Annotated in this window: 21 protein-coding genes; 14 read left to right on the top strand and 7 right to left on the bottom strand. The window is 72.5% G+C overall.

Annotation, left to right across the window (positions count from 1 at the left end):
• Positions 1 to 37 precede the first annotated feature (37 nt).
• The 6 genes from ACFYNS_RS09960 to ACFYNS_RS09935 all read left to right on the top strand — a co-directional run bounded on the left by ACFYNS_RS09960 (position 38) and on the right by ACFYNS_RS09935 (position 5,001).
• The gene (locus ACFYNS_RS09960; RefSeq protein ID WP_388601955.1) at positions 38 to 433 is read left to right on the top strand and encodes a DUF3817 domain-containing protein; all 396 of its coding nucleotides are present in this window, start codon (positions 38 to 40) and stop codon (positions 431 to 433) included.
• Positions 430 to 726, top strand: a complete 297-nt coding sequence (locus tag ACFYNS_RS09955; RefSeq protein ID WP_360292854.1) for an MTH1187 family thiamine-binding protein — start codon at positions 430 to 432, stop codon at positions 724 to 726. Before ACFYNS_RS09960 ends, ACFYNS_RS09955 begins: the two co-directional genes overlap by 4 nt.
• A 196-nt stretch (positions 727 to 922) precedes the next feature.
• Entirely contained in the window at positions 923 to 2,233 is a 1,311-nt protein-coding gene (locus tag ACFYNS_RS09950) for an MFS transporter (protein WP_360292857.1), read from the top strand.
• 1 nt (position 2,234) lies between these two features.
• Positions 2,235 to 2,753 carry a MarR family transcriptional regulator gene (locus ACFYNS_RS09945; RefSeq protein ID WP_360292860.1) on the top strand — a complete coding sequence of 173 codons (519 nt, stop codon included), beginning with the start codon at positions 2,235 to 2,237 and terminating at the stop codon, positions 2,751 to 2,753.
• A gap of 91 nt (positions 2,754 to 2,844) precedes the next feature.
• Entirely contained in the window at positions 2,845 to 3,183 is a 339-nt protein-coding gene (locus ACFYNS_RS09940) for a DUF3817 domain-containing protein (protein ID WP_360292862.1), read from the top strand.
• 117 nt (positions 3,184 to 3,300) lie between these two features.
• Positions 3,301 to 5,001 (top strand): methylmalonyl-CoA mutase, encoded by a 1,701-nt coding sequence (locus tag ACFYNS_RS09935; protein ID WP_388601952.1) that lies wholly within the window; start codon positions 3,301 to 3,303, stop codon positions 4,999 to 5,001.
• 141 nt (positions 5,002 to 5,142) lie between these two features.
• On the opposite strand, the gene ACFYNS_RS09930 is transcribed toward ACFYNS_RS09935, so the two are convergent.
• The gene (locus ACFYNS_RS09930) at positions 5,143 to 5,838 is read right to left on the bottom strand and encodes a TetR/AcrR family transcriptional regulator (protein WP_388601950.1); all 696 of its coding nucleotides are present in this window, start codon (positions 5,836 to 5,838) and stop codon (positions 5,143 to 5,145) included.
• A 200-nt stretch (positions 5,839 to 6,038) separates the two neighbouring features.
• On the opposite strand from ACFYNS_RS09930, the gene ACFYNS_RS09925 reads away from it, so the two are divergent.
• The 4 genes from ACFYNS_RS09925 to ACFYNS_RS09910 all read left to right on the top strand — a co-directional run bounded on the left by ACFYNS_RS09925 (position 6,039) and on the right by ACFYNS_RS09910 (position 10,463).
• Positions 6,039 to 6,998 (top strand): tetratricopeptide repeat protein, encoded by a 960-nt coding sequence (locus ACFYNS_RS09925; protein ID WP_360292869.1) that lies wholly within the window; start codon positions 6,039 to 6,041, stop codon positions 6,996 to 6,998.
• A gap of 685 nt (positions 6,999 to 7,683) precedes the next feature.
• Positions 7,684 to 8,301: a DUF6230 family protein gene (locus ACFYNS_RS09920; protein ID WP_026004312.1), complete on the top strand. Its 618-nt coding sequence runs from the start codon at positions 7,684 to 7,686 to the stop codon at positions 8,299 to 8,301.
• Between the two features lie 115 nt (positions 8,302 to 8,416).
• The gene (locus ACFYNS_RS09915) at positions 8,417 to 9,001 is read left to right on the top strand and encodes a DUF6114 domain-containing protein (protein WP_388601947.1); all 585 of its coding nucleotides are present in this window, start codon (positions 8,417 to 8,419) and stop codon (positions 8,999 to 9,001) included.
• Positions 8,991 to 10,463: a hypothetical protein gene (locus tag ACFYNS_RS09910; protein ID WP_388601945.1), complete on the top strand. Its 1,473-nt coding sequence runs from the start codon at positions 8,991 to 8,993 to the stop codon at positions 10,461 to 10,463. Before ACFYNS_RS09915 ends, ACFYNS_RS09910 begins: the two co-directional genes overlap by 11 nt.
• Positions 10,464 to 10,582: 119 nt before the next feature.
• On the opposite strand, the gene pyk is transcribed toward ACFYNS_RS09910, so the two are convergent.
• Genes pyk through pta form a run of 3 tightly spaced genes read right to left on the bottom strand, consistent with a single transcriptional unit; the run spans position 10,583 to position 15,480 of the window.
• Positions 10,583 to 12,004 (bottom strand): pyruvate kinase, encoded by a 1,422-nt coding sequence (pyk, locus tag ACFYNS_RS09905; protein WP_360292879.1) that lies wholly within the window; start codon positions 12,002 to 12,004, stop codon positions 10,583 to 10,585.
• A 22-nt stretch (positions 12,005 to 12,026) separates the two neighbouring features.
• Positions 12,027 to 13,283, bottom strand: a complete 1,257-nt coding sequence (locus ACFYNS_RS09900) for an acetate kinase (RefSeq protein WP_360292881.1) — start codon at positions 13,281 to 13,283, stop codon at positions 12,027 to 12,029.
• Positions 13,284 to 13,335: 52 nt separating this feature from the next.
• Positions 13,336 to 15,480 carry a phosphate acetyltransferase gene (pta, locus tag ACFYNS_RS09895; protein ID WP_360292884.1) on the bottom strand — a complete coding sequence of 715 codons (2,145 nt, stop codon included), beginning with the start codon at positions 15,478 to 15,480 and terminating at the stop codon, positions 13,336 to 13,338.
• A gap of 327 nt (positions 15,481 to 15,807) precedes the next feature.
• Here pta and ACFYNS_RS09890 point away from each other — a divergent pair, with 327 nt between their 5' ends.
• On the top strand, positions 15,808 to 16,833 hold the full coding sequence (locus ACFYNS_RS09890; protein ID WP_360292887.1) for an ATP-dependent 6-phosphofructokinase: 1,026 nt from the start codon (positions 15,808 to 15,810) through the stop codon (positions 16,831 to 16,833).
• A gap of 292 nt (positions 16,834 to 17,125) precedes the next feature.
• Here ACFYNS_RS09890 and ACFYNS_RS09885 read toward each other — a convergent pair whose 3' ends face one another.
• Entirely contained in the window at positions 17,126 to 18,454 is a 1,329-nt protein-coding gene (locus ACFYNS_RS09885; protein ID WP_388601940.1) for an MFS transporter, read from the bottom strand.
• Positions 18,455 to 18,636: 182 nt separating this feature from the next.
• Here ACFYNS_RS09885 and ACFYNS_RS09880 point away from each other — a divergent pair, with 182 nt between their 5' ends.
• On the top strand, positions 18,637 to 19,548 hold the full coding sequence (locus ACFYNS_RS09880) for a LysR family transcriptional regulator (protein WP_388602104.1): 912 nt from the start codon (positions 18,637 to 18,639) through the stop codon (positions 19,546 to 19,548).
• 287 nt (positions 19,549 to 19,835) lie between these two features.
• Positions 19,836 to 20,462: an LAETG motif-containing sortase-dependent surface protein gene (locus ACFYNS_RS09875; protein ID WP_360292896.1), complete on the top strand. Its 627-nt coding sequence runs from the start codon at positions 19,836 to 19,838 to the stop codon at positions 20,460 to 20,462.
• Between the two features lie 176 nt (positions 20,463 to 20,638).
• Here ACFYNS_RS09875 and ACFYNS_RS09870 read toward each other — a convergent pair whose 3' ends face one another.
• Together ACFYNS_RS09870 and ACFYNS_RS09865 are read right to left on the bottom strand one after the other, a co-directional pair.
• A complete protein-coding gene (locus ACFYNS_RS09870) occupies positions 20,639 to 21,358 on the bottom strand; it encodes a response regulator (RefSeq protein ID WP_360292899.1) in 720 nt (239 codons plus the stop codon).
• Entirely contained in the window at positions 21,355 to 23,049 is a 1,695-nt protein-coding gene (locus ACFYNS_RS09865; protein WP_360292902.1) for a sensor histidine kinase, read from the bottom strand. Before ACFYNS_RS09865 ends, ACFYNS_RS09870 begins: the two co-directional genes overlap by 4 nt.
• Positions 23,050 to 23,295: 246 nt before the next feature.
• Between ACFYNS_RS09865 and ACFYNS_RS09860 the strand changes: the two genes are divergently transcribed.
• Positions 23,296 to 24,654 (top strand): cation:dicarboxylate symporter family transporter, encoded by a 1,359-nt coding sequence (locus ACFYNS_RS09860; RefSeq protein WP_388602101.1) that lies wholly within the window; start codon positions 23,296 to 23,298, stop codon positions 24,652 to 24,654.
• Positions 24,655 to 24,811 lie beyond the last annotated feature (157 nt).

The raw sequence follows: 24,811 nt of genomic DNA, 5'->3' as shown, positions 1-24,811 counted from the left end.
CCGACCCCGCTCGACCCATACGATCTGAGGACCTGCCGTGGCCATACTGGAAACTCCTAGCGGCCTGCCGCCCAAGGCGGTCTCCGCCCTGCGCCGTCTGCGACTCACCTCGGTGCCCGAGGCGATCTCCTTCCTCATCCTTCTCCCCTGCTCCCTGCTGAAGTGGGCGACGGACATCGGCTGGGCGCCGGGCGCCGTGAAGGTGATGGGTCCCCTCCACGGAGTCCTGTTCATCATCTACGTCCTCTTCTGGCTGGACGCCTGGTACCGGAACAAGTGGGACAGGAACCGCGCCGCGCTCTACTTCGTCCTCTCGGTGCTCCCGACCGGCGGCTTCTTCGCGGACAAGATGCTCCGCAAGGAGGAGGAAGCGGGAGTGATCGCGGCGCGCGCCCGCAAGGAGCAGACCTCGCCCAGCGCGGTCAACTCGTGATCGTCGCCTTCTCCGTCACGCCGCTGGGAGTCGGCGAGGACGTGGGGGAGTACGTCGCCGACGCCGTGCGCGTGGTCCGCGAGTCCGGGCTGCCGCACCGGACCGACGCCATGTTCACCTCGCTGGAGGGCGACTGGGAGGAGTGCATGGAGGTCGTACGGCAGGCGGTCGCGGCGGTCGAGGCGCGGGCACCCCGGGTCTCGCTCGTCCTCAAGGCCGACATCCGGCCCGGCGTGGCCGACGGACTCACCTCGAAGGTCGCGACGGTCGACCGGTACCTCGACGGGAGCTGACCGGGCCACCGGGAGCGGGGGTGTCCCCGTCCCGGCCGGCTGCCGGCGCCCGGCCCAGCGGAGTGCGCCCGTACAGCACCCGGCGGCCGGCCCCGCGACGAGGCCGGCGGCTCCCCGCTGCGCTTGGCGCCGCGAGGTGGGCCCGGGCCGAGGCGAACCCCTGTCCGGCGCGGGCCGGGTGGTCCAGTCTCGTTCCATGCCACCGGACAACGAACCGAGCACCCCGTCGGACAGCGCGCGGCTGGATGCGGTCCCACAGCGGGCGGACAGCGGGGCGAACAGCGCGCGGCCGGACGCGGTCCCGCAGCGGGCGCGGTACGCCGGGCTCTTCCGCGTGCCGGAGTTCCGCGCCGTGTTCGCGGCGCATGTGCTGTCCTTACTTGGGACGGTCGTGGCGGGACTCGCGCTGCCCGTGATGATCTACGCGGAGACCTCCTCGCCGCTGCTGAGCGCCCTGACCTTCGCGCTCGGTTTCCTCCCGAACGCGGTGGGCGGGGCCGCCCTGGCCTCGGTCGCGGACCGGTTCAGCGCCCGCCGGGTACTGGTCGCCTGTGACGTGTTCAGCGCGGCCTGCGTCGCCGCGATGCTGCTGCCGGGGGCGCACGTGGCGCTGCTGCTCGCGCTGCGGGCCGCGGCCGCCTTCGTCCAGCCGCTGTTCACCGGGGTGCGGGCCGCCAGTCTGGGCGCGATCCTGCCGGGCGAGGACGCGTTCGTGCTCGGCCGGTCGCTGCTGCGGGTCGTCGCACAGAGCGCCCTGATCGTCGGCAACGCGGCCACCGGGCTGCTGCTGGTCGTCATCGCGCCGCGCACGGCGCTGGTGCTCACCGTCGCCGGGTTCCTGGGCTCGGCGCTGATCCTGCGGACCGGCACCCGGCTGCGGCCGGCGCTGGTGCGCGCGGCCGCACACACCCGCGGCGGCACCCGCCGGCTGCTGGCCGATCCGCGGGTGCGGGCGCTGCTGCTGCTGTGCTGGCTCCCGCCGCTGTTCGTGGTCGTCCCCGAGGGCCTGGCAGCGCCGTACGCGGACGCGCTGGGGGCCGGGCCCGTCGGGGTGGGGCTGCTGCTGGCCGCGGCGCCGGTGGGCAGCGTGGCGGGCGAGCTGGCCGTCGGTTCGCTGCTGTCCCCGGCGGCCCGTGAGCGGCTGGTCCTGCCGCTCGCCTCCACGCTTCTGCTTCCGCTGCTCGTCTTCGTCCTGCGCCCCGCGCTGCCGCTGGCACTGGCCGCGCTCTGCCTCTCGGGCGCGGGCATCGGCTACACCCTCGGCCTGGACCGGTGGTTCTTCGACGCGGCCCCCGAGGAGCTGCGCGGCCGGGCCCTGACGCTGATGACGGCGGGCCTGATGAGCTCCCAGGGGCTGGGGATGGCGCTGGGCGGTGCGCTGGCCGAGGCCGTGCCGACGCACCTCGTGATCGCGTCGACCGGCGTCGTGGGCACCGGCTGCGTGGTGTGGAACGCCCGGAGAGTGAGACGGCTTCAGCCGGTACATGACCGGCCGGTAGGGTCGTAGGGTGTCCAAGCCGCTCAGTCTGACGTTCGACCCGATCGCCCGTGCCGATGAGCACTGGAAGCAGCGATGGGGCTCGGTCCCGTCCATGGCCGCGATCACTTCGATCATGCGCGCTCACCAGATCCTGCTGTCCGAGGTCGACGCGGTGGTCAAGCCCTACGGGCTGACGTTCGCGCGGTACGAGGCCCTGGTGCTGCTCACCTTCTCGCAGAAGGGCGAGCTGCCGATGTCGAAGATCGGCGAGCGGCTGATGGTGCATCCGACGTCGGTGACCAACACCGTGGACCGGCTGCAGGCGGCGGGCTTCGTGGAGAAGCGGCCCAACCCCAACGACGGCCGCGGCACCCTGGCGGCGATCACCGACAAGGGCCGCGAGGTGTGCGACGCGGCCACCGAGGACCTGATGGCGATGGACTTCGGCCTCGGCGCCTACGACGTCGGGCAGCTCGGTGACATCTTCGCCCTGCTGCGTCCGCTGCGGGTGGCCGCCGGGGACTTCCCCGAGGAGCCCGGGCACTGAGCCGGACCCGCCCGAGGAGGCGGCGGGACGCGGTCACCGGGGGTCCGGGGCGGTGGTGGGGCGGGCCGGAGCGACGGTTACGCTCGTTTCCATGAAACAAAGCGTGCTGACCCGCTACCGCGTCATGGCGTACGTCACCGCTGTGCTCCTCGTCCTGCTGACGCTCGGCGTGATCGGCAAGTACCTGCTGGGTATGGACGGCGCCGAGGGCTTCACCAGCGTGGTCGGGATCGCGCACGGCTGGCTCTACATCCTGTATCTGATCTTCGCCTTCGATCTGGGCCAGAAGGCGAAGTGGCCGCTGGGCAAGCAGCTGTGGGTGCTGCTGGCGGGCACTGTCCCCACCGCCGCCTTCTTCGTCGAGCGCAAGGTCACCCGCGAGGTCGCGCCGCTGGTCAAGGACGGGACGGCGACGCCGGTCGGCGCCTGAGCGCGGCCCGGCCCGCTTCGGGTCCCGTCGGCTCCGGCCCTCCGGCCGGGGTCGGCTGGGCCACACCGGGCGCTTGGTCATCGACATTTACTTGGACGTCCTAGTAAATTCGGTGGTATGGATGCTGACGCCATCGCACAAGGCCGCCGCCGCTGGCAGGAGCGCTACGACTCCGCGCGCAAGCGGGACGCCGACTTCACCACGCTCAGCGGCGATCCCGTGGAGCCGGCCTACGGGCCCCGGGACGGCGACACCGTCGCGGGTTTCGAGCGCATCGGGTGGCCGGGTGAGTTCCCCTTCACCCGCGGGCTCTACCCGACCGGCTACCGGGGCCGGACCTGGACCATCCGCCAGTTCGCCGGGTTCGGCAACGCCGAGCAGACCAACGAGCGCTACAAGATGATCCTCGAGGCCGGCGGCGGCGGGCTCTCCGTCGCCTTCGACATGCCCACGCTCATGGGGCGGGACTCGGACGATCCGCGCTCGCTGGGCGAGGTCGGCCACTGCGGCGTAGCCATCGACTCCGCCGCCGACATGGAGGTTCTCTTCCGGGACATCCCGCTGGGGGACGTCACCACCTCCATGACGATCTCCGGTCCCGCCGTCCCCGTCTTCTGCATGTACCTGGTCGCCGCCGAACGGCAGGGCGTCGACCCGGCCGTCCTCAACGGCACCCTGCAGACGGACATCTTCAAGGAGTACATCGCGCAGAAGGAGTGGCTCTTCCCGCCGGAGCCCCATCTGCGCCTCATCGGCGACCTGATGGAGCACTGCGCGGCGGGCATCCCCGCCTACAAGCCGCTGTCGGTCTCCGGTTACCACATCCGCGAGGCCGGGGCGACCGCGGCGCAGGAACTCGCCTACACGCTGGCCGACGGCTTCGGCTACGTCGAACTGGGGCTCAGCCGCGGCCTGGACGTCAACACCTTCGCGCCCGGGCTCTCCTTCTTCTTCGACGCCCACCTCGACTTCTTCGAGGAGATCGCCAAGTTCCGTGCGGCGCGCCGCATCTGGGCCCGCTGGATGCGCGACGTGTACGGCGCCACCAGCGAGAAGGCGCAGTGGCTGCGCTTCCACACGCAGACCGCGGGCGTCTCGCTGACCGCCCAGCAGCCCTACAACAACGTCGTCCGCACCGCCGTGGAGGCACTCTCCGCGATCCTGGGCGGCACCAACTCGCTGCACACCAACGCGCTGGACGAGACCCTCGCGCTCCCCAGCGAACAGGCCGCCGAGATCGCGCTGCGCACCCAGCAGGTGCTGATGGAGGAGACCGGCGTCACCAACGTCGCCGACCCGCTGGGCGGTTCCTGGTACATCGAGGACCTGACGGACCGCATCGAGGCCGACGCCGAGAAGATCTTCGAGCAGATCCGCGAGCGGGGACGGCGCGCCGTGCCCGACGGGCAGCACCCGATCGGCCCGATCACCTCCGGCATCCTGCGCGGCATCGAGGACGGCTGGTTCACCGGCGAGATCGCCGAGTCCGCCTTCCGCTACCAGCAGGCGCTGGAGAAGAACGACAAGAAGGTCGTCGGCGTCAACTGCCACACCGGGTCGGTCACCGGCGATCTGGAGATCCTGCGGGTCAGCCACGAGGTGGAGCGCGAGCAGGTGGTGACGCTCACCGACCGGCGCGCCGCGCGGGACGACGCCGCCGTGCGCACCGCGCTCAGCACCCTCGTGCAGGCCGCGCGGGGCGAGGGCAACATGATCGTGCCCATGCTGGACGCCGTCCGGGCCGAAGCCACGCTGGGGGAGATCTGCGGTGCCCTGCGGGACGAGTGGGGCACCTACACCGAGCCGCCGGTCTTCTGAGCCGGGTGCACGGGGAGCCGGGACGCGGGCCGCAGGGCCCCGCGGCCCGGCTCTTCGCATGCCGGGCCGGGTGGTGGTGGCCCGGTCCCCGGCCGGCCCGCGCGATTCCGGTGCCGGGCGTGGACTCCCGCCGCCGGGCGGCTACCGGCCTCCGCCGCCGGGCGGCTCCGTCCCGTCCGGCGGGGCCGCGTCGCCGGCGCCCTGCGGGGGTGAGACCGCGCCCAGGCCCTCCAGCAGCAGGGTGGTGAACAGGCGGGCCCACGTCTCGTCCACCGGGCAGTCGCTCACCAGCGAGCGGTGCACCACAGCGCCCGCGATCACATCGAAGATCAGGTCGACGACGCGTGCGGTCTCGGCGGGGTCGGCCGGGTCGGGAGGCAGCTCTCCGCGCCGCTGCGCCCGCGAGCGGCCGTCCAGGACCAGCCGCTTCTGGCGGTCGACGATCGCCTCGCGGATGCGGGGCCGGAGCGCCTCGTCGGTGGTGGACTCGGCGAGCACGGCCATCAGCGCGGTCTTGGCCTCGGGGCGGCGCAGCAGGGCCGCGAAGGAGAGCACGACCCCTTCCACGTCGGCACGCAGACAGCCCCGGTCGGGCAGCTGCAACTCGTCGAAGAGGACGGCGACCGCGTCGATCACCAGCTCGCTCTTGGCGGCCCAGCGCCGGTAGAGGGTGGTCTTGGCGACGCCGGCGCGCTGGGCGATCTCGCCCATCGTCAGCCTGCTCCAGCCGACCTCGACCAGCGCGGCGCGCGTGGCGGCGAGGATCGCCCGGTCGGCCGCGGCGCTGCGCGGGCGGCCGCGGCGCTGGGCTGAGGGCAGGGGGTCGGGGACGGCCATGCGCAGACCCTACCGATCGGTACGGGAGGTGCAGAGTGAGGTGGATCACTGCGCGCCCGGGCGCTTGCGTCTTGCGGGGGCGCGGGGCGCACAAGTTACGCTACGACTCGTAGCGGAATGACCCCCGCGACGATCACCCGCCGGGTGGGGACCTGGCGACCATTGCACACGAGGCCGCGGCAAGGGGGGAGACTGGACTCATGCAGCCACGCAACATGTCCATGAGCGGAGTCGTCGACCTCGCCGCGGTGAAGGCGGCCGGTGAGGCCAAGCAGAAGGCGGAGCAGGGGCGAGCCCGCGCCGCCGAGGGGAACGGGGCGCCGGGGCCGGCCGGCCTGGTGCTCGATGTCGGGGAGGCCGACTTCGAGGCGGAGGTGCTGGAGCGCTCCGCCGAGGTACCGGTCGTCATCGACTTCTGGGCGGAGTGGTGCGAGCCGTGCAAGCAGCTCTCACCGCTCCTGGAGCGGCTCACCCAGGAGTACGCGGGCCGGCTGCTGCTGGCCAAGATCGACGTCGACCGGAACCAGATGCTGATGCAGCAGTTCGGCGTCCAGGGCATCCCGGCGGTCTTCGCCGTGGTGGCCGGGCAGGCGCTGCCGCTGTTCCAGGGGGCGGCCCCCGAGCAGCAGATCCGCGCCACGCTGGACCAGCTCGTCCAGGTCGCCGAGCAGCGTTTCGGCATCACCGGCCTGCAGGGCGTCCCCCAGGAGGAGGCCGCCGACGAGCCGGCCGAGCCGCAGGCCCCGGAGGACCCGGTGCTGGCCGCCGCCCAGCAGGCGCTGGACTCGGGCGATCTGCCCGGTGCCATCCAGGCGTACCGCAACAAGCTGGCGGACGAGCCGGCGAACGTGGAGGCCAAGGTCGGTCTGGCGATGGCCGAACTGCTCTCCCGGGTCCAGGACATGGACGCCCGGCAGGTGCGCAAGGACGCCGCCGACCGTCCGGACGACGTGGCCGCGCAGCTGCGGGTGGCCGACCTGGACATGGCCGGCGGTCATGTCGAGGACTCCTTCAGCCGGCTGGTGGACACGGTCCGGCGCACGGCCGGTGAGGACCGGGACGCGGCACGGGTGCGGCTGCTGGAGCTGTTCGAGGTCATCGGCCCGGAGGACCCGCGCGTCGTGACCGCGCGGGCGGCCCTCGCTCGCGCGCTGTTCTGACCTGCCCGTACCGACGGTCACACAGGCGTCGCCACTCATTGATTTAGCGACATCGGCGGCCGCGCTTTACCAAAACTTGGTAATCGCGGCCGCCTTTACGCACGGTAGCGAAATCTCGCGGATAGCTCCCGGATTGCCCGGTTGAGTCGGTTCCGCACCCACCCCCTTCCGCAACCCTCCGTCGCCGATCGGTACCCCGCGACGGCTTCCGGGTTATCCAGCCGTTACTCGTAAGTAACGAACCCCCTTGTGCGGCGGGCTCAGATGCACCACGATCGGCCACGCTCGGTCCATCGCCCCGCAGCCCGGCATCCATTCGGCGCCGCGGTCGATGGTTCCCCACCGAGTGGACCGGCATCGCACCACCTGCATCACCCAACATCCGTTCCACCCGCCGGTCCTCAGGACAGGGGGGTCCCTGCTCCACGGCAGGGCCTGTCCTTGCAAAGCAAGGTTGCGCGAGAGCGTGGCCCGTGGTTGTCGCTCGGGGGTGATCGTCAACAACTCGGACGTGACGTGCGTGAGGACGGCATGGACGACGTTGGCGCTCTCCGTTCCGAGGACGTAGCTCGTCTCCCTCCCCAGCCACGTGGCCGGGAGGTACCCCCACGGCAGGAGCGGCCCGCTGAGCACAGGCGGCACGGCTCTCCGAGCCGGAGATGTACGTCCGAGAAGGAGGAAAGTCATGGAGTCCCTGGCTCGTGGCGGGACCAGATGGAAGCGGTTCGCCGTAGTCATGGTGCCGAGCGTGGCCGCTACGGCAGCGATCGGCGTCGCCCTCTCGCAGGGTGCGCTGGCGGCGTCGTTCAGCGTCTCCGGCCAGCAGTTCAAGGTCACGGCGGATCAGCTGGACGGCAGCGGATTCGTCCAGTACGGCGCGCTCGACAGCACGGAGAAGGGCAAGAAGCCCGTCGCCGTCGTCGGCATGAACTCGGCGAAGATACGCAATCTCTGCCAGTCGGTCGTCGTTCCGGTCCCGGTCTTCGGCGACGTCTCGATGAAGCTGAGCGCCGGCGGCGCCGGCGGCCCCAAGGTCGAGGCGAAGAAGCTCTACATCGACGCCGACGACCTGTACGCGAACGCCACGTTCAAGAACATCGACATCGGCGTCAGCACGGACAAGACCACCAAGGGTCCCGGTCCGCACAAGGGCGACGCCTACGCCAAGGGCTCCTTCGCCCAGCAGGCGGAGAGCGTCCGGTTCACCGACGTCAAGCAGCGCGCGTGGGCGACCACCGCCGGCACCTTCAAGCTCAGTGGTCTGCACATGAGCGTCAAGAAGGGCAAGTCCGAGTGCTACTGATGTGAGCCTCCCGCGGGTGCGGAGGGCGAGGGCACCCGCTCCGACCGCACCTCCGCACCCGTAGGGTCCGCTCCACACCAGCAAGTTCTGTGCCAGTTCCGAGGAGCCCCCTACCATGAGCGCCGACACGCGACAGAGTCTGACGACCGGATTCGGCCACAAGAGGCAGTCCTTCCGGCACTGGCGCGGCCAGCGCCCGTTCTGGGGCGGGATGCTGACGCTGCTGGCAGGCATCCCGATCATGTACGTCCCCTACCAGAACCTCACCCTGGGGTCCTTGACGATCCGGATGTCGACGACCGCGGGCGCGGGCTCGCTGATCATCGGCGTGCTGCTGGTCGTCCTCGGACTGACCATGTGGTTCCAGCCCCATTCGCGGGTGTTCGCAGGCGTGGCCGCGATCCTCCTCGCGCTGGTCTCCCTCGTCGTCTCCAACTTCGGCGCCTTCCTCATCGGCTTCCTGCTCGGACTGATCGGTGGAGCGCTGGGCGTCTCCTGGGCCCCGGGCAAGACGGTCGTGGCCGAGCCCACCGCGCCGGCCGAACGGGCCGAGCGCACCGACCAGGCGGAGCACCCCGCGGAGGATGCCGGTACGGACGCCGGAACGGGGCCGGCGAGCGACAACACAGCAGTCTCTGGAGCGTCCCCCGCGGACGGGGTCGACGCGCACGACGGGAACGGGAGGCACCGTGCCGGGTGACGAGGTCCACGAAGGGGAGGGCGCGCGCCCGGGCGCCGCGTCGGGTGCCCGGGGGAGAGCCGGGCCCCGGCACGCCGCCCCCAGGAAGCCGCTGCTGACCCGGTTCCACCTGCCGGCCGGCAAGGCGGTGGCCCTGGCCGCGATGCCCTCGGCCGTCCTGCTGGGAGTCGGGATCACCCCGCAGCTCGCCAACGCCAAGCCGCTCCCCAAGAACCCCTTCAAGGGCGACTCCTGCGTCTCCATATCCGAGCAGCAGGAGACCGAGGAGGAGAAGGCCGAGCGCAAGGAACGGGCCGAGAAGCTCAAGAAGGAGCTGGCCCGCAAGCAGGCCGAGCGGGAGAAGGCGGCGGAGGAGGCTGCCGGGAAGGCCGACGGCGAGAAGGCCGACGGGAAGTCCGACGGGAAGTCCGAGGACGGCGCCTCCGGTGCCGGGTCCGACGGCGACAAGCCGTCCGGGTCCTCCGGGTCCTCCGGGTCCTCCGGGAAGACCCCTTCCGAGGAGCCCGCCACCTCGCCCTCGCCGTCCGCGAAGTCCGAGGACAGCGCGTCGGACGACGAGGAGGAGAACCCCTGGTACGACCCGCTGGGGGTGGGCAAGACACTCGACGACCTCCTCCACCCGGACAAGGGCGAGGACACCGACGAGCCCGCCGGCGAGCCCTCCGACAGCCCCACGCCCAGCCCCTCGAAGGGCTCCGGGGATGCCGGGGACTCCGGGGACGCGAACTCCTCGTCCGGCGGTGACGCGAAGTCCGAGCGCGGATCGGACGGCGGCGGTACGGCCGACCGGACCGAGAAGTCCGACGGGAGCAAGGCCGACGGGAGCGGTCCCGCGAGCGGGTCCGACAAGGCCGGCAAGGGCGACGAGGGCGACAAGGACGCCGGGGACGAGAAGGACGGCAAGGGCGACAAGCCGGGCGAGGACTCCGGAGTCGACGCGAAGGACGGCACCGCCCGCGACTACGACCCCGAGAAGGACGCCGGCAAGCCCTTCCCGTGCCCCGAGAAGATGGACGTCCAGGGCACCGGCGAGCAGACCCCGACCCAGGTCCCCAACGTCCCCTGGCACCTGGAGGCGTCCTCGCTGACGCTGATGGGCCTCGACTACGAGGGGGTCGTCAACATCACCATGCCCAACGGGAAGACCAAGCAGGCCCTCAAGTTCACCGCCGACGCGCTGGACATCGGCGATCTGCACCAGACGGTGCAGGCCGACGGCTTGACCTACCACGTGCAGGCCGCCGAGGGATCCAGGTCGACCATCCGCGGCGGCAAGGTGACCATGTACACCGAGGAGCTGAAGGGCAACCTGTTCGGGCTGATCCCGATCACCTTCACTCCCGAGACGCCTCCGCCGATCAATGTGCCCTTCGCCTACTTCACCGACGTGTCGGTGCGGCAGGCGGGCCAGTTCGGCGGCACCCTGACGATTCCCGGGCTGCACCAGTACGTCCGCCAGTAGGCCGCAGGCAACCCCCTCACGAAAAGTCCCGCACCCCTGGCAGGGTGCGGGACTTTTCGTCGGTCCGGTCGGGTGCCCGCACCCGGCGCACGGGGGCGCCGGATGCGGGCGTCAGCGGATCAGGCGGCGCCCAGGTGGTGGACGCGGACCATGTTGGTGGTGCCGGGGACGCCGGGCGGGGAGCCCGCGGTGATCAGCATCGTGTCGCCGGTCTCGAACCGCTGCAGCCGCAGCAGTTCGGCGTCGACGAGCTCGACCATCTCGTCGGTGTGGTCGACGTGCTTGACCACGAACGTCTCCACGCCCCAGCTCAGCGTCAGCTGGTTGGCGGTGGCCGCCTCCGTGGTGAAGGCGAGGATGGGCTGGCCGACCCGGTAGCGGGACAGCCGCCGGGCCGTGTCCCCGGACTTGGTGAAGGCCACCAGGGCCTTGCCGTCCAGGAAGTCGGCCATCTCGCATGCCGCGCGGGCGACCGAACCGCCCTGGGTGCGCGGCTTCTTGCCGGGCACCAGCGGCTGCAGGCCGCGGCCGAGCAGCTCCTCCTCGGCGGCCTGCACGATCTTCGACATCGTCTTGACGGTCTCGACCGGGTACTGGCCCACCGAGGACTCGGCGGAGAGCATCACCGCGTCGGCACCGTCCAGCACCGCGTTGGCGACGTCGCTGGCCTCCGCGCGGGTGGGCCGGGAGTTGGTGATCATGGACTCCATCATCTGGGTCGCCACGATCACCGGCTTGGCGTTGCGGCGGCACAGCTCCACCAGCCGCTTCTGCACCATCGGGACCTGCTCCAGCGGGTACTCCACCGCCAGGTCGCCGCGCGCCACCATCACGCCGTCGAAGGCCAGCACGACCTCCTCCATGTTGGCGACCGCCTGCGGCTTCTCGACCTTGGCGATCACCGGGACCCGGCGTCCGACCTCGTCCATCACGCGGTGCACGTCGCGCACGTCGGAGGCGTTGCGCACGAACGAGAGGGCGATCATGTCGGCGCCCATCCGGAGCGCGAACTTCAGGTCCTCGATGTCCTTCTCGCTGAGCGCGGGCACGTTCACCGCGGCGCCGGGCAGGTTGATCCCCTTGTGGTCGGAGATGACACCGCCCTCGATGACGATCGTGCGGACCCGGGGGCCCTCGACCTCGACGACCTGCAGCGCGACGTTCCCGTCGTTGATCAGCACCGGGTCGCCCTTGGAGACGTCACCGGGCAGCCCCTTGTAGGTGGTGCCGCAGATGCTCTTGTCGCCCGCCACGTCCTCGGTCGTGATGGTGAACTCCTCGCCGCGGACCAGCTCGACGGGGCCCTCGGCGAAGGTCTCCAGCCGGATCTTGGGGCCCTGCAGGTCGGCGAGGACCCCCACGGCGCGGCCCGTCTCCACGGCGGCCTTGCGGGTGCGGTGGTACCGCTCCTCGTGCTCGGCGTGGGAGCCGTGGCTCATGTTGAACCGGGCCACGTTCATACCCGCCTCGATCAGCGTCTTCAGCTGTTCGTAGGAGTCGACGGCGGGGCCCAGGGTGCAGACGATTTTGGAACGGCGCATGGTGGCGATCCTATCGTTTTGTTTAGGTACTGAACGATTCGGGGGCGGCACCCCCGGACGTGGGGGCCGTCCGGCTCGGGGCGACCAGCGCGTAGGTCTGCTCTGCGATCTCCAGTTCCTCGTCGGTCGGTACCACGGCCACGGCCACTCTCGCGTACGCGGGCGAGATCAGCCGCGCCTCCTTCTCCTCCGCCGCGTTCAGCTCGCCGTCCACAGCCAGCCCCAGCTCCGCCAGGCCCGCCACGGCGGCCTCGCGCACCGGTGCGGCGTTCTCGCCGACGCCCGCGGTGAAGACCACGGCGTCGACCCTGCCCAGTACGGCGTAGTAGGCGCCGATGTACTTCTTCAGCCGGTGGACGTAGATGTCGAAGGCCAGCGCCGCGGCCCGGTCACCCGCCTCGATCCGGCGGCGGATCTCGCGCATGTCGTTGTCGCCGCACAGCCCCAGCAGCCCGCTGCGCTTGTTCAGCAGCTCGTCCACCGCGTCCGCGTCCATTCCGGCCACCCGCTTGAGGTGGAAGACCACCGCCGGGTCGATGTCCCCCGACCGTGTTCCCATCACCAGCCCCTCCAAGGGGGTCAGTCCCATGGAGGTGTCCTCGCACCGCCCGCCGCGCACGGCGGAGGCCGACGCGCCGTTGCCCAGGTGCAGCACGATCAGGTTCACCTCGCCGGGATCCTTGCCCAGCAGCGCGGCGGCCTTGCGCGACACATAGGCGTGCGAGGTGCCGTGGAAGCCGTAGCGGCGCACCCGGTGCGCGTCGGCGGTCTCCGTGTCGATGGCGTAGCGGGCCGCGTGCTCCGGCATCGTGGAGTGGAACGCGGTGTCGAAGACGGCTACCTGCGGCAGATCGGGGCGCAGCCGCTGCGCCGTGCGGATGCCGGTGAGGTTCGCCGGATTGTGCAGCGGCGCCACCGGGACCAGCCGCTCGATCTCCTTGAGCACGGCGTCGTCCACCACCGTCGGCTCGGTCAGCCGCAGCCCGCCGTGCACCACCCGGTGGCCGATCGCGGCCAGCTCGGGCGAGTCCAGGCCGAGCCCGTCGGCGGCCAGTTCCTCGGCGACGGCTCCCAGCGCCGCGCCGTGGTCGGCCAGCCTGCCCGTGCGGGTGCGCCGCTCGCCTCCGGTGGCGAGCGGCTGGTGGGTGACGGCCGAGGTCTCCTCGCCGATCCGCTCGGCGAGGCCCGCGGCCAGCCGGCTGCGGTCCGCCATGTCGATCAGCTGGTACTTCACGGACGACGAGCCGGAGTTGAGGACGAGGATCCGGGTGGGGCTCACGGCAGGGTGCTCTCTGTGCGGGTACGGAGGGACGGGGTGACGGGGGCGGCGCTCAGCCGCCGGAGCCGTGCGGGAACGCGTCCTGCGCCTGGACCGCGGTGATCGCGACCGTGTTGACGATGTCCTGCACCAGCGCGCCGCGGCTCAGGTCGTTGACCGGCTTGCGCAGCCCCTGGAGCACGGGACCCACGGCGATGGCCCCGGCCGAGCGCTGCACGGCCTTGTAGGTGTTGTTGCCGGTGTTCAGATCGGGGAAGACCAGCACGGTCGCCTGCCCCGCCACCGCGGAGCCGGGCAGCTTGGTGGCGGCGACCGAGGGCTCCACGGCCGCGTCGTACTGGATCGGTCCCTCCGTGAGGAGGTCCGGGCGGCGCTCGCGGACCAGCTCGGTGGCCCGCCGCACCTTGTCCACGTCGGCACCCGAGCCCGAGGTGCCCGTCGAGTACGAGAGCATCGCGATCCGCGGCTCCACCCCGAACCGGGCGGCGGTGGTCGCCGACTGGATCGCGATGTCGGCGAGCTGCTCGGCGCCCGGGTCCGGCACCACGGCGCAGTCCCCGTAGACCAGCACCCGGTCGGCCAGGCACATGAAGAACACCGAGGAGACGATCGAGGCGTCCGGCCGGGTGCGGATGATCTCGAAGGCCGGGCGGACCGTCGCCGCCGTCGAGTGCACGGCACCGGAGACCATGCCGTCGGCCAGCCCCTCGTTGACCATGAGCGTGCCGAAGTAGGACACGTCGGAGACCACGTCGTGGGCCAGCTCGTAGGTGACGCCCTTGTGGGTGCGGAGAGCCGCGTACACCTCGGCGAAGCGCTCGCGCAGCGGAGAGGTCTGCGGATCGACGATGCGCGCGGTGGCGCCGCCCGGGCCGGAGAGGGGGTCGGCGGGGGTCTCGTCGCCGGCCGGCAGGTCGAGGCCGATGCTCAGCTCGGCGGCGCGCTTGCGGATCACCGCCGGGTCGCCCAGCAGCGTCAGATCGCAGATGTTGCGCCGCAGCAGCACCTCGGCCGCGCGCAGCACCCGCTCCTCGGTGCCCTCCGGCAGCACGATGTGCCGCCGTGCCGCGCGGGAGCGCTCCACCAGCTCGTGCTCGAACATCATCGGCGTGACCCGCTCGCTGCGCTCCACCGAGAGCTGCGCCGAGAGCTGGGCGGCGTCCACGTGGGTCTCGAACAGCCCCAGTGCGATCTCGGCCTTCCGCGGGGTGGCGGCGGTCAGCTTGCCCTCCAGGGACAGCAGCGCGTCGGCGGTCGGCATCGACCCCTCAGGGACCACCAGCACCGGCGTGCCGGGCGCCAGCCGCGCGGCCAGCGCCAGCGTCTGGTCGTCGGGGCGCTCGTCCAGGGTGAGCAGGACACCGGCGATGGCGGGGGAGCCGGCGGAGTGCGCGGCCAGCGCCCCGATGAGCAGGTCCGAGCGGTCGCCGGGCGTGACCACCAGGCAGCCTTCGGTGAGTGCGGGCAGGAAGACGGGCAGGTGGGCGCCGCCGAAGACGAGGTTGCGGACGTCGCGGGAGAGCCCGGCGTGGTCGCCGAGCAGTACCTTCGCCGCCGTCGCCTCTTTGACCTGGGTCACCGTGGGCGCGGCCAGCGCGGGTTCCTCCGGCAGCACGAACACCGGCTCGGGCAGCCGCTCGGCCAGTCCGCGCACGGCTGCCGCGCCCTCGGGGTCGGCCACCCGGTTGGCGACCATGGCGATCAGGTCGGCGCCCAGCGAGGCGTAGGCGTCGTGCGCGTTGCGCACCTCGGCGACCACCGCCTCGGGGGACTGGTCGCGGGCGGCGACGACCGGCAGCACGGCGGCCCCGAACTCGATCGCGAGCCGCGCGTTGAGCGCGAGCTCGGCGGGCAGCCCGGTGTCGGCGAAGTCGGTGCCGAGCACGAGGACGGCCTCGTAGGCGTCGGAGACCTGGTGGTAGCGGTCCACCAGGCGGGAGATCAGCTCGTCCGTGCCCTGCTCGGCCTGGAGCGCCGCCGCCTCCTCGTACCGCATGCCGAAGACCGAGGAGGCGGGCTGGGTGAGCCGGTAGCGGCTGCGCAGCAGGTCGTAGAGCTCGTCGGGCTCGTCGTGCACCAGGGGCCGGAACACCCCGACGCGGTCCACCTGGCGGGTCAGGAGCTCCATGACTCCCAGCTCGACCACCTGGCGGCCGTCGCTGCGGCCGATGCCGGTCACGTACACGCTGCGCGTCACGCGCTGTCTCCTCCGGTCGCGGTCGGGAGCGCCTCGGGGATCTCTTGAGCAGTTCCGCCTGGAAAGCACCCGTAAGGGTAGGGCTATACCCTTGACATTACCTGCGCCTCTGGCTGGCACGCGCGCCAGGCGGGTGGCTTGTACGCCTCCGCCGGAGGGCGCCCGCAGCGGTCCGGATGCTGAGCGGGGCCCCTTCCCTCGCCTTCAAGACGTGAAACAATCGCACCGGCTCAGGGACCAGCGGCACCCCCGGACAGTGAGGTCCGACCGTGCCCCAAGCGGCCCGCCTCCCGGGCGGGCATCTACGGAGCAGGAGAAGCGAACCCCATGCGTATCGGAGTGCTCACCGCGGGCGGAGACTGCCCCGGTCTCAACGCCGTGATCCGATCCGTCGTGCACCGTGCCGTACACGACCGCGGCGACGAGGTCATCGGATTCGAAGACGGATTCAAGGGCCTGCTGGAGGGCCGCCACCGGCCCCTGGACATAAACTCCGTCAGCGGCATCCTCGCCCGCGGCGGCACCATCCTCGGCTCGGCCCGGCTGGAGCGGGACCGGCTGCGGGAGGCGTGCAACAACTCCGAGGAGCTGATCGACCGCCTCGGCCTGGACGCGCTGATCCCGATCGGCGGCGAGGGCACCCTGACCGCCGCGCGGATGCTCGCCGAGATCGGGCTGCCGGTCGTCGGCGTCCCCAAGACCATCGACAACGACATCTCCGCCACCGACCGCACCTTCGGCTTCGACACCGCCGTCGGTGTCGCCACCGAGGCCATGGACCGCCTCAAGACCACCGCCGAGTCCCACCAGCGGGTCATGGTCGTGGAGGTCATGGGCCGGCACGCGGGCTGGATCGCGCTGGAGGCGGGCATGGCGGCGGGCGCGCACGCCATCTGCATCCCCGAGCGCAACTTCGAGGTCGACGACCTGGCCAAGATGGTCGAGGAGCGGTTCGCGCGGGACAAGAAGTTCGCCATCGTCTGCGTCGCCGAGGGCGCGCACCCGGCCGAGGGCTCCATGCCGTACGAGAAGGGCGTGATCGACCAGTACGGTCACGAGCGCTTCACCGGCATCGGCAACCGGCTCGCGGTCGAGCTGGAGCACCGGCTCGGCAAGGAGGCGCGGCCCGTCATCCTCGGCCACATCCAGCGTGGCGGCACCCCCACGGCCTACGACCGGGTGCTCGCCACCCGCTTCGGCTGGCACGCCGTCGAGGCCGCGCACCGCGGGGAGTTCGGCCGGATGACAGCCCTGCGCGGCACCTCGATCGTGATGGCCCCGCTCGCCGACGCGGTCTCCGAGCTCAAGCGGGTCCCGCAGGACCGCATGGACGAGACCGAAGCGGTCTTCTGAGCCACCGCCCTGCCGCGGCCCCGCGCGGCGCGGGTGCCGGGCCGCCGCGGAGCTGCTCCGAGTCCGGCCGCCGAGCCACCGAACGGGCAGGGGCGGGTGAGGGACCCGACGCGCCGCCGAGTGCTCCCGCACGCCGGTCCGACCGTCCGGACGACGGTGCCACCGGGGCGCCCGGCCCGACGGCCGGCGGCGGCCGGCCCGTGACGGTCGCCCGCCACCGGAGCCGGGCGGCTCGATCGGGCCGTGCCGCTCGGTCCCCGGACGCCCTCGCACGGCCGGTGCTCGCACACGGTCACCGGCCGCGCGGCTCCCCGGGCGGCTCCGCGGCACCGGTGCGCGCCGCGCCGGGCGCGGTCCGCGCCGCCGCTCGGCTCCCGGCGGCCTCCGGCCGCGGACCGACCGCCACCGGGTCCCGGCCGGCCGGGGCCCCGACGAAGGCGAGCACCGCCGATGCGCAGCCGGCCAGCGCGGCGCCCACCAGCAGCACCCAGCTCAGCGGCGCGGCGTCCACCACCCGGCCGCCGACGAAGGCACCCAGTGCGATGGCGGCGTTGAAGACGGAGGCGAACAGGGCACCCGCCGCCTCGCGTTCGAGCGGCGCCGCGGCCAGCACCCAGCTCTGGCTGCTCACCGAGACCCCGCCGTAGGCCAGCCCCCACAGCAGCAGCGCCGCGACGGCCGCTCCGGTGGCCGGGCCGGCCGCCGCCAGCAGCAGGGTCGTCACCGCGATGCCCCCCGCCAGCGTCAGCAGCGTGCTCCTGGGCCGGCGGGCCGCGCGGGCGCCCGCCGCGAAGTTCCCCGCGACGCCCGCCGCGCCGTAGGCCAGCAGCAGCACCCCGACCAGCGCGGGCGCGACGCCGGAGAGCTGCTCCAGTACCGGCCGGACATAGGTGTAGGCGGCGAAGTGGCCGGTCACCAGCAGCGCGAGGAAGACGAATCCGGTGCGCAGCCGCGGGTTCCGCAGCAGTCGCGGCAGCGTGCCGGGGCGCGCCGGGCGGTCGGCGGGCAGCGCGGGCAGCAACAGCACGAGGGCCAGCGCCACGGCGGCCGACAGCCCTGCCGCGGCGCCGAACGCGGCCCGCCAGCCGAACGCTTCGCCCAGCATGGTGCCCGCGGGTACCGCCAGCACGCTGGCCAGCCCGATGCCGCCGAAGACGGCCGCCAGCGCGGTGCTCAGCGAGCGCTGCGGCACCAGCCGGACCGGCAGGGTGGCCGCCAGCGCCCATACGCCGCCCAGTGCGACACCCACCAGGACGCGGGCCATCAGCAGCACGGTGAGGGAGGGCGCCACCGCCGAGAGGGTGTTGGCCGCGGCCAGCAGCAGCGCCAGCGCCGCCAGTACGGTGCGGCGGTCGAGCCTGCCCGCGGCGGGTGGCACGAGGGGCGCGGCGAGGGCGGCGACGATGCCGGTGAGGGAGACGGTCAGCCCCGCCGAGCCCTCCGAGACAGCCAGGCTCCCGCCGACCGGGGTGAGCAGCCCGACGGGCAGCATCTCGGCCGCGGTGACGGCGAACGTGGCGGAGGTGAGCGAGGCGACGCCGAGCCACGCGCGCAGCGGCGTGCGCTCCCTTCCGCCGGGGTCGTGTCCTGGGGGATCCGCGCAGGTGGGGTTCTCAGTCATGGTTCAAGACTTCGCGCCCGGCCGTCCGGGAACAACGGCGGACTTCTCATCCTTCCATGAGCAGGGCTCATCGGTCTTCCGTGAGCGAAGCCGCGGTCCGTCGACACGGCGGGGGAGGGCAGGCCGGAGTGCAGGAGGCGGAGTCGGACAGCGGTGGCGGTACGCGGATCCGGTCGCTGGAGATGAGGGAACTGGAGTGCTTTCTCGTCCTCGCCGAGGAACTGCACTTCGGTCGCGCCGGAGAGCGGCTGTACGTGTCGCAGAGCAGGGTCAGCCAACTGCTGCGCTCGCTGGAGAACCGGATCGGGGCGCGGCTGGTGGAGCGCACCAGCCGCCGGGTGGCGCTGACGGCGCTCGGCGCCCGGTTCCTCGAACAGCTCCGGCCCGCCTACGGCTTGCTGGGGGACGCCGTGGACGAGGCGCGCGCCGCGGCCCGGAGCGTGACCGGGCGGCTGCGGCTGGGGTTCCTGGGCAGCGCCGACCGGCGGACGACGGCGGCCCTCGGCCTCTTCCACGCCCGTCATCCCCAGGTGGAGACCGTCATCGTGGAGATCACCATGGCGGACCCGTTCGGACCGCTGCGGCGCGGCGAGGTGGACGCCGCCGTGCTGGTGCTGCCGGTCGCGGAGCCCGATCTGCTGGTGGGGCCGGGTTTCGCGGAACAGCCGTGGACCCTGGCCGTCTCCTCCGGCCACCCGCTCGCCGCCCGGTCCGCACTGAGCGCCGAGGATCTCGCCGACTGCCGGCTCATCGCCGCCGCGCCGCCCGCCCCCGGCTACTGGCGCGATCACCAGGCCCCGCCGCGCACGCCGGGCGGCCGCACCATCGCCCGGGGTCCGGTGGTGACCACCCTCCAGGAAGGGTTGGCCAATGCCGCCGCGGGGCGCGGGGGCATGCTGCTGTGCCGCCCCACGGCCGAGGCGCACGCCCGTGCGGACATCGCCTTCGTGCCGGTCGACGGACTGCCGCTGTCCCAGCTGGCCGTGGTGACGGGAGGCGGCCACGGCAGCGCGTTGCAGCGGGCGTTCGTGCGGGCCGCGGCCGACTCCGCCGGTACGGGCCCTCCGGCTCCGGCCGTGCCGGGACCCTGCTGAGGACCGTGGCATGCCGTTGCCGGCGAGGCGCGGCGCCGGGCCTGGCCGGCGGCGCACCCGGAAGCGGATGTCCAACTTCACCCAATCGCAACCTTCTTCCCGCAGCGCCCCGCCATCCCCGTTGCGACCTGCGGTCTTGCCTTCGGAGCCGCGGTCCGGCGAACTGGGCGACGGACGGGAACACTTGGATATTCCGGGGCGCGTGTGCTCCGGGTTGAGGATGCGAGTACCGTGCTGTCACCCGTCGTGCGTGCATCTCGTGTGACGGTCCTACCGGAAGGAAAACGATGACAGCACTGCGCCTCAGATGGCAGCGGTCGGTCGCCATCGCGGCGACCGGTGCCGCGGCGTTCGTCGGTACCGCGATAGCGGCCGCCCCCGCCCAGGCACACACCCCTTCATGGTCGGTGACCTGTGACTCGGTCTCGATCGACCTGAAGATGTACGCGCCGAAGGACAACAAGGTCACCGTCAAGGCCGGTGACGAGACGCTGGTCAGCGAGACCTTCGGCCGTAGCTTCCACAAGAAGGTCGACCTGCCCGAGCACGGCGAGCCGCTGAAGGTCACCGCCCAGGTCGTGGCCTCGGACGGCGACAAGTACTCGTGGGGCCCGGAGACCAAGACGTCCCCGGTCTGCGAGACGCCGGCGCCGAGCCCGACGCCCAGCGAGTCGGAGTCCACCCCGCCCTCCTCGCCCAGCCCCTCGCAGAGCCCCAGCGAGAAGCCGGAGCCGAGCGCGCCCGAGTCCAGCTCCAGCGCCCCGGCGGAGAAGCCGCAGGGCGGCGGTGACGACCTGGCCGAGACGGGTTCCTCCAGCAACACCCCGATGATCGCCGGTATCGCGGCCGCCGTGGTCGTCGCAGGCGGAGGCCTCGTCGCCTTCGCGCGCAAGCGCCGCTCCACGCAGAGCTGATCCACCCGGGGCTGTCCCCCGTGCAGCCCCGGACCGTTCGTTCGGACGGTTGACGGACAGCCCGCAGCACCGCCCGGCGGCCCGCCTCGGCCGGCCGCCGGGCGGCACGGGCCCTCGGCCCTCCCGTCCGGCAGAGCGGCCGCTCCGTCGACGGGACCTCGACGTCGGACGGGGCCCTACGACTTGCCGGACGCCGGGCCCCCACGCCACAGATAGTGGTGCTCGGGGCGCCCCACCTGCCCATAGCGCTGCCGCCGCTCCGCAGCCCCGGTGGTGACGAGGTGTTCGAGATAGCGGCGTGCCGTGATCCGGTTCACGCCGAGGGCCGCCGCCGCCTCGCTCGCCGTCAGCCCCTCCCGCGCCGCCTCCCGCAGCCGGTCCGTCACCCTCGCCAGCGTCGGGGAGCTCAGCCCCTTCGGCAGCGCCGAGGCAGTGGGAGCGGCCCGCAGCACCGACAGCGTCCGGTCCACCTCGTCCTGACTGACCGCCTCGCCCCCGGCCTCGGCCGTGGCGCGGAAGTCCGCGTAGCGCAGCAGCCGGTCGCTGAGCGTGCGGAACGTGAACGGCTTCAGCACATGCTGGACGACCCCGAGCGCGACCCCCTCGCGGATCATCGTCAGATCGCGGGCCGACGTCACCGCGAACACGTCCTCCGAGTGGCCCGCCGCACGCAGGGCACGCAGCAGGTCCAGCCCGCTGCCGTCGGGCAGGTACAGATCGAGCAGGATCAGATCGACGCCGCCGCCCCGACCCGCGGCGTCCTCCAGGGCGCGGAGCGCCTCGGCCCGGGAGTGCGCCTTCCCGGCCACCTCGAAGCCCGGCACCCGGCTGACATACAGGGCGTGCGCATCGGCCGCCACGGGGTCGTCCTCGACGACCAGGACACGGAGTGTCATCGCAGTACCTCCTGGGCCCCTGCCTCCCGCGGCAGCGGCAGCCGCACCTCGAACTCGGCGCCCGCACCGGGGAGATCGCGGGCGTGTACCTCGCCCCCGTGCCGGTGTGCCGTCTGCCGCACCAGGGCCAGACCGATGCCGCCGCCCCGGCCGGGTTTGGTGGACCAGTTCCGCTCGAAGAGCCGGTCCCCGGCCCCGGGCGGCAGGCCGGGACCGGTGTCGGCCACCCGCAGCAGCAGGTCGCCGGAGCGGGTGCACCGGACTGTCACCGTCACCCGGGGGCTGCCGGCTGCGGGCTCGTCGCCGGGCGGGGCCGGCAGCCGGCCGGCGGGCGGGGCCGTGACGGCCTCCACCGCGTTGTCGATCAGGTTGCCCAGCACCGTCACCAGGTCCCGGCCCGGGATCCCGGGCACGTCCTCCACGCCGGAGTCCGGCGCGAGGGCCAGCTCGACGCCGCGCTCCTTGGCCTGCGCGGCCTTGCCCAGCAGCAGCGCGGCCAGCACCGGCTCCCGCACCGCGCTCACCACCCGGTCGGTCAGCGCCTGCGCCAGCTCCAGTTCCTCGGTCGCGAAGCGCACGGCCTCCGCCACCCGGCCCAGTTCGATCAGGGAGACGACGGTGTGCAGCCGGTTCGCGGCCTCGTGGGCCTGCGAGCGCAGCGCCTCGGCGAAGCCGCGCACCGAGTCCAGCTCACCGGCCAGCGCCCGCAGTTCGGTGTGGTCGCGCAGGGTCACCACCGTGCCCCGGCGCTCCCCGCCGTCCACCGGCGCGGTGTTGACGACCACGACCCGCTCGCCGGTCAGATGGACCTCGTCCCGGCGCGGCTCCCCGGCCAGCAGCGCCTCGGTCAGCTCGGAGGGCAGCCCGAGATCGGCGACGGCCCGGCCCACCAGGTCCCGCGGTCCGTCCCGGCCCAGCAGCAGCCGGGCGCCGTCGTTGACGAGCGCGACCCGCCCCTCCCCGTCGAGCAGCAGCAGTCCCTCGCGCACCGCGTGCAGTGTCGCCTGGTGGTAGTCGTGCAGCCGACTCAGCTCGACCGCGTTCATCCCGTGGGTGTGGCGGCGCAGCCGGGCGTTGGTCAGATAGGTACCGACGGCGCCCAGCGCCAGGGCCCCGCCGGCCACCGCGAGCACCGCGGTGAGCTGCTCGCCGACCTGCCTGCTGATGGTGTCGATGGTGATCCCGGCGCTGACCAGGCCGATGATCCGGCCCTCCCGCCCGCCGTGCCCGGCTTCCCGGACGGGCGTCACCACGCGCACCGACGGGCCCAGCGTGCCGGTGTAGGTCTCGTCGAAGGTGTGGCCCTGCAGCGCGGGCCCGATGTGGCCCACGAACTGCTCGCCGATCCGGTCGGGGTCGGGGTGCGTCCACCGCTTGCCGCGCGGATCCATGATCGTGACAAAGCTGACGCCGGTGTCCCGGCGCACCTGCTCCGCGTAGGGCTGCAGACGCGCGCTGGGATCGGCGGAGCCGATGGCCGCCCGTACGGAGGGGGAATCGGCCACGGCCTGCGTCGTGGCCCGGGCGCGGTGCGTCGCCGCTTCCCTGGCCTGTGACTTTCCGGAAACGTACGCGAACACCGCGCATCCGGCGACCACCACGGCGACCAGCACCACCTGCATGGCGAAGAGCTGTCCTGCCAGGCTGCGCGGGCGGGACCGCAGGGGGAAGCGGGGTCGGGGGACGCGCATCGTCTCAGTCTGCCGTGGCTTGTTTCGTGCACGTAATGCACGTAAGGGTGACGCACATCGCACCGTGTTGCATAGTCGCCGGGACTCAACACGATCGGAATTCGCAATTGAGCGTCCACCAGGGCGTTCCGGCGGAGACATCGTGACGTGACCCATGGACGAGGAGCCGCCGACGTGTCGAAGAAGACACCGCAGCAGGCCGCAGCGGGTGCTGCTGCGCCGGACATCCCGCAGCAGCCGGGGCCCATGCGGGACCGCACCCATTACCTCTACATCGCGGTGATCGCTGCCGTGGTGCTGGGTGTGGTGCTGGGACTGACGGCACCGGGTGTGGCCACCGAGCTGAAACCGCTCGGCACGGGGTTCGTCAATCTCATCAAGATGATGATCTCCCCGATCATTTTCTGCACGATCGTGCTGGGCATCGGCTCGGTCCGCAAGGCGGCCAAGGTCGGCGCGGTCGGCGGTCTGGCGCTCGGCTACTTCCTGGTGATGTCGCTCGTCGCGCTGGCGATCGGGCTGGTCGTCGGAAACGTCCTGGAGCCGGGCCACGGGCTGCAGCTGACCGACGCGGCGCGGGACGCGGGCGCCTCGCAGGCCGAGGGCGGTGAGGGTCTGACCGACTTCCTGCTCGGCATGGTCCCCACCACCATGGTCTCCGCCTTCACCGGGGGCGAGGTCCTGCAGACGCTGCTCATCGCGCTGCTGGTCGGCTTCGCACTGCAGGCCATGGGCTCGGCGGGGGAGCCGGTGCTGCGCGGCATCGGGCACCTGCAGAAGGTCGTCTTCCGGGTGCTGGCGATGATCATGTGGGTGGCCCCGGTCGGCGCCTTCGGCGCGATGGCGGCGGTGGTCGGCGAGACGGGTGTGGACGCGCTGAAGTCCCTCGCCGTCATCATGATCGGCTTCTATCTGACCTGCTTCGTGTTCGTCTTCGCCGTGCTCGGGACGATCCTGCGGGTCTTCACCGGCGTGAACATCTTCAAGCTGCTGAAGTACCTGGGACGGGAGTTCCTGCTGATCCTGTCCACCTCCTCGTCCGAGTCGGCGCTGCCCCGGCTGATCGCGAAGATGGAGCACCTGGGCGTCAGCCGGCCCGTCGTGGGCATCACCGTGCCCACCGGCTACTCCTTCAACCTCGACGGCACCATGATCTACCTGACCATGGCCTCGATCTTCGTCGCCGAGGCCATGGGCAACCCGCTCGGCATCGGCGAGCAGATCTCGCTGCTGATCTTCATGTTCGTCGCGTCCAAGGGCGCGGCCGGGGTCACCGGCGCCGGGCTGGCCACCCTGGCCGGCGGCCTCCAGTCGCACCGTCCCGAGCTGGTGGACGGCGTGGGGCTGATCGTCGGCATCGACCGGTTCATGAGCGAGGCCCGCGCGCTGACCAACTTCGCCGGGAACGCCGTGGCCACCGTGCTGGTCGGTACCTGGACCAAGGAGATCGACCGGGAGCGCGTCGGCGAGGTGCTGCGGGGTGCGCTGCCCTTCGACGAACGGACCCTGGAGGCCGCCCACGAGCCCGCCCGGGACCCGTCCGAGGAGACCGCGGCCGAGCAGGTCCCGCCGCAGGAGCGCGCCGCCGCGGCCACCAAGGGCTGATCCGGACGCCGCCCCGGTCCGGCCGGCCAACCGGCCGCCCGGCCACCCGGAGCCGCACCGCACCGCACCGCCCTCGTCTCCGCCCCCGCCCCGCATCCGCCGGAGCGGGGGCGGTCCCGGTGGCGGTCTGCCGGGCTCCGGCCCCGGCGGGCGCGTG

It is taken from the genome of Streptomyces sp. NPDC006925, assembly GCF_042869575.1.
In the GTDB taxonomy this organism is placed as follows: domain Bacteria; phylum Actinomycetota; class Actinomycetes; order Streptomycetales; family Streptomycetaceae; genus Streptomyces.
This window is presented reverse-complemented; position numbering and strand designations above follow the sequence as displayed.

Excerpts from the sequence above, each read along its gene's own strand:
- ACFYNS_RS09950 (WP_360292857.1), top strand. The coding sequence starts at position 923 with ATGCCACCGGACAACGAACCGAGCACCCCGTCGGACAGCGCGCGGCTG.
- ACFYNS_RS09940 (WP_360292862.1), top strand. The coding sequence starts at position 2,845 with ATGAAACAAAGCGTGCTGACCCGCTACCGCGTCATGGCGTACGTCACC.
- ACFYNS_RS09935 (WP_388601952.1), top strand. The coding sequence starts at position 3,301 with ATGGATGCTGACGCCATCGCACAAGGCCGCCGCCGCTGGCAGGAGCGC.
- ACFYNS_RS09930 (WP_388601950.1), bottom strand. The coding sequence starts at position 5,838 with ATGGCCGTCCCCGACCCCCTGCCCTCAGCCCAGCGCCGCGGCCGCCCG.
- ACFYNS_RS09925 (WP_360292869.1), top strand. The coding sequence starts at position 6,039 with ATGCAGCCACGCAACATGTCCATGAGCGGAGTCGTCGACCTCGCCGCG.
- ACFYNS_RS09920 (WP_026004312.1), top strand. The coding sequence starts at position 7,684 with ATGGAGTCCCTGGCTCGTGGCGGGACCAGATGGAAGCGGTTCGCCGTA.
- ACFYNS_RS09915 (WP_388601947.1), top strand. The coding sequence starts at position 8,417 with ATGAGCGCCGACACGCGACAGAGTCTGACGACCGGATTCGGCCACAAG.
- pyk (WP_360292879.1), bottom strand. The coding sequence starts at position 12,004 with ATGCGCCGTTCCAAAATCGTCTGCACCCTGGGCCCCGCCGTCGACTCC.
- ACFYNS_RS09890 (WP_360292887.1), top strand. The coding sequence starts at position 15,808 with ATGCGTATCGGAGTGCTCACCGCGGGCGGAGACTGCCCCGGTCTCAAC.
- ACFYNS_RS09885 (WP_388601940.1), bottom strand. The coding sequence starts at position 18,454 with ATGACTGAGAACCCCACCTGCGCGGATCCCCCAGGACACGACCCCGGC.
- ACFYNS_RS09880 (WP_388602104.1), top strand. The coding sequence starts at position 18,637 with ATGAGGGAACTGGAGTGCTTTCTCGTCCTCGCCGAGGAACTGCACTTC.
- ACFYNS_RS09875 (WP_360292896.1), top strand. The coding sequence starts at position 19,836 with ATGACAGCACTGCGCCTCAGATGGCAGCGGTCGGTCGCCATCGCGGCG.
- ACFYNS_RS09870 (WP_360292899.1), bottom strand. The coding sequence starts at position 21,358 with ATGACACTCCGTGTCCTGGTCGTCGAGGACGACCCCGTGGCGGCCGAT.
- ACFYNS_RS09865 (WP_360292902.1), bottom strand. The coding sequence starts at position 23,049 with ATGCGCGTCCCCCGACCCCGCTTCCCCCTGCGGTCCCGCCCGCGCAGC.
- ACFYNS_RS09860 (WP_388602101.1), top strand. The coding sequence starts at position 23,296 with ATGCGGGACCGCACCCATTACCTCTACATCGCGGTGATCGCTGCCGTG.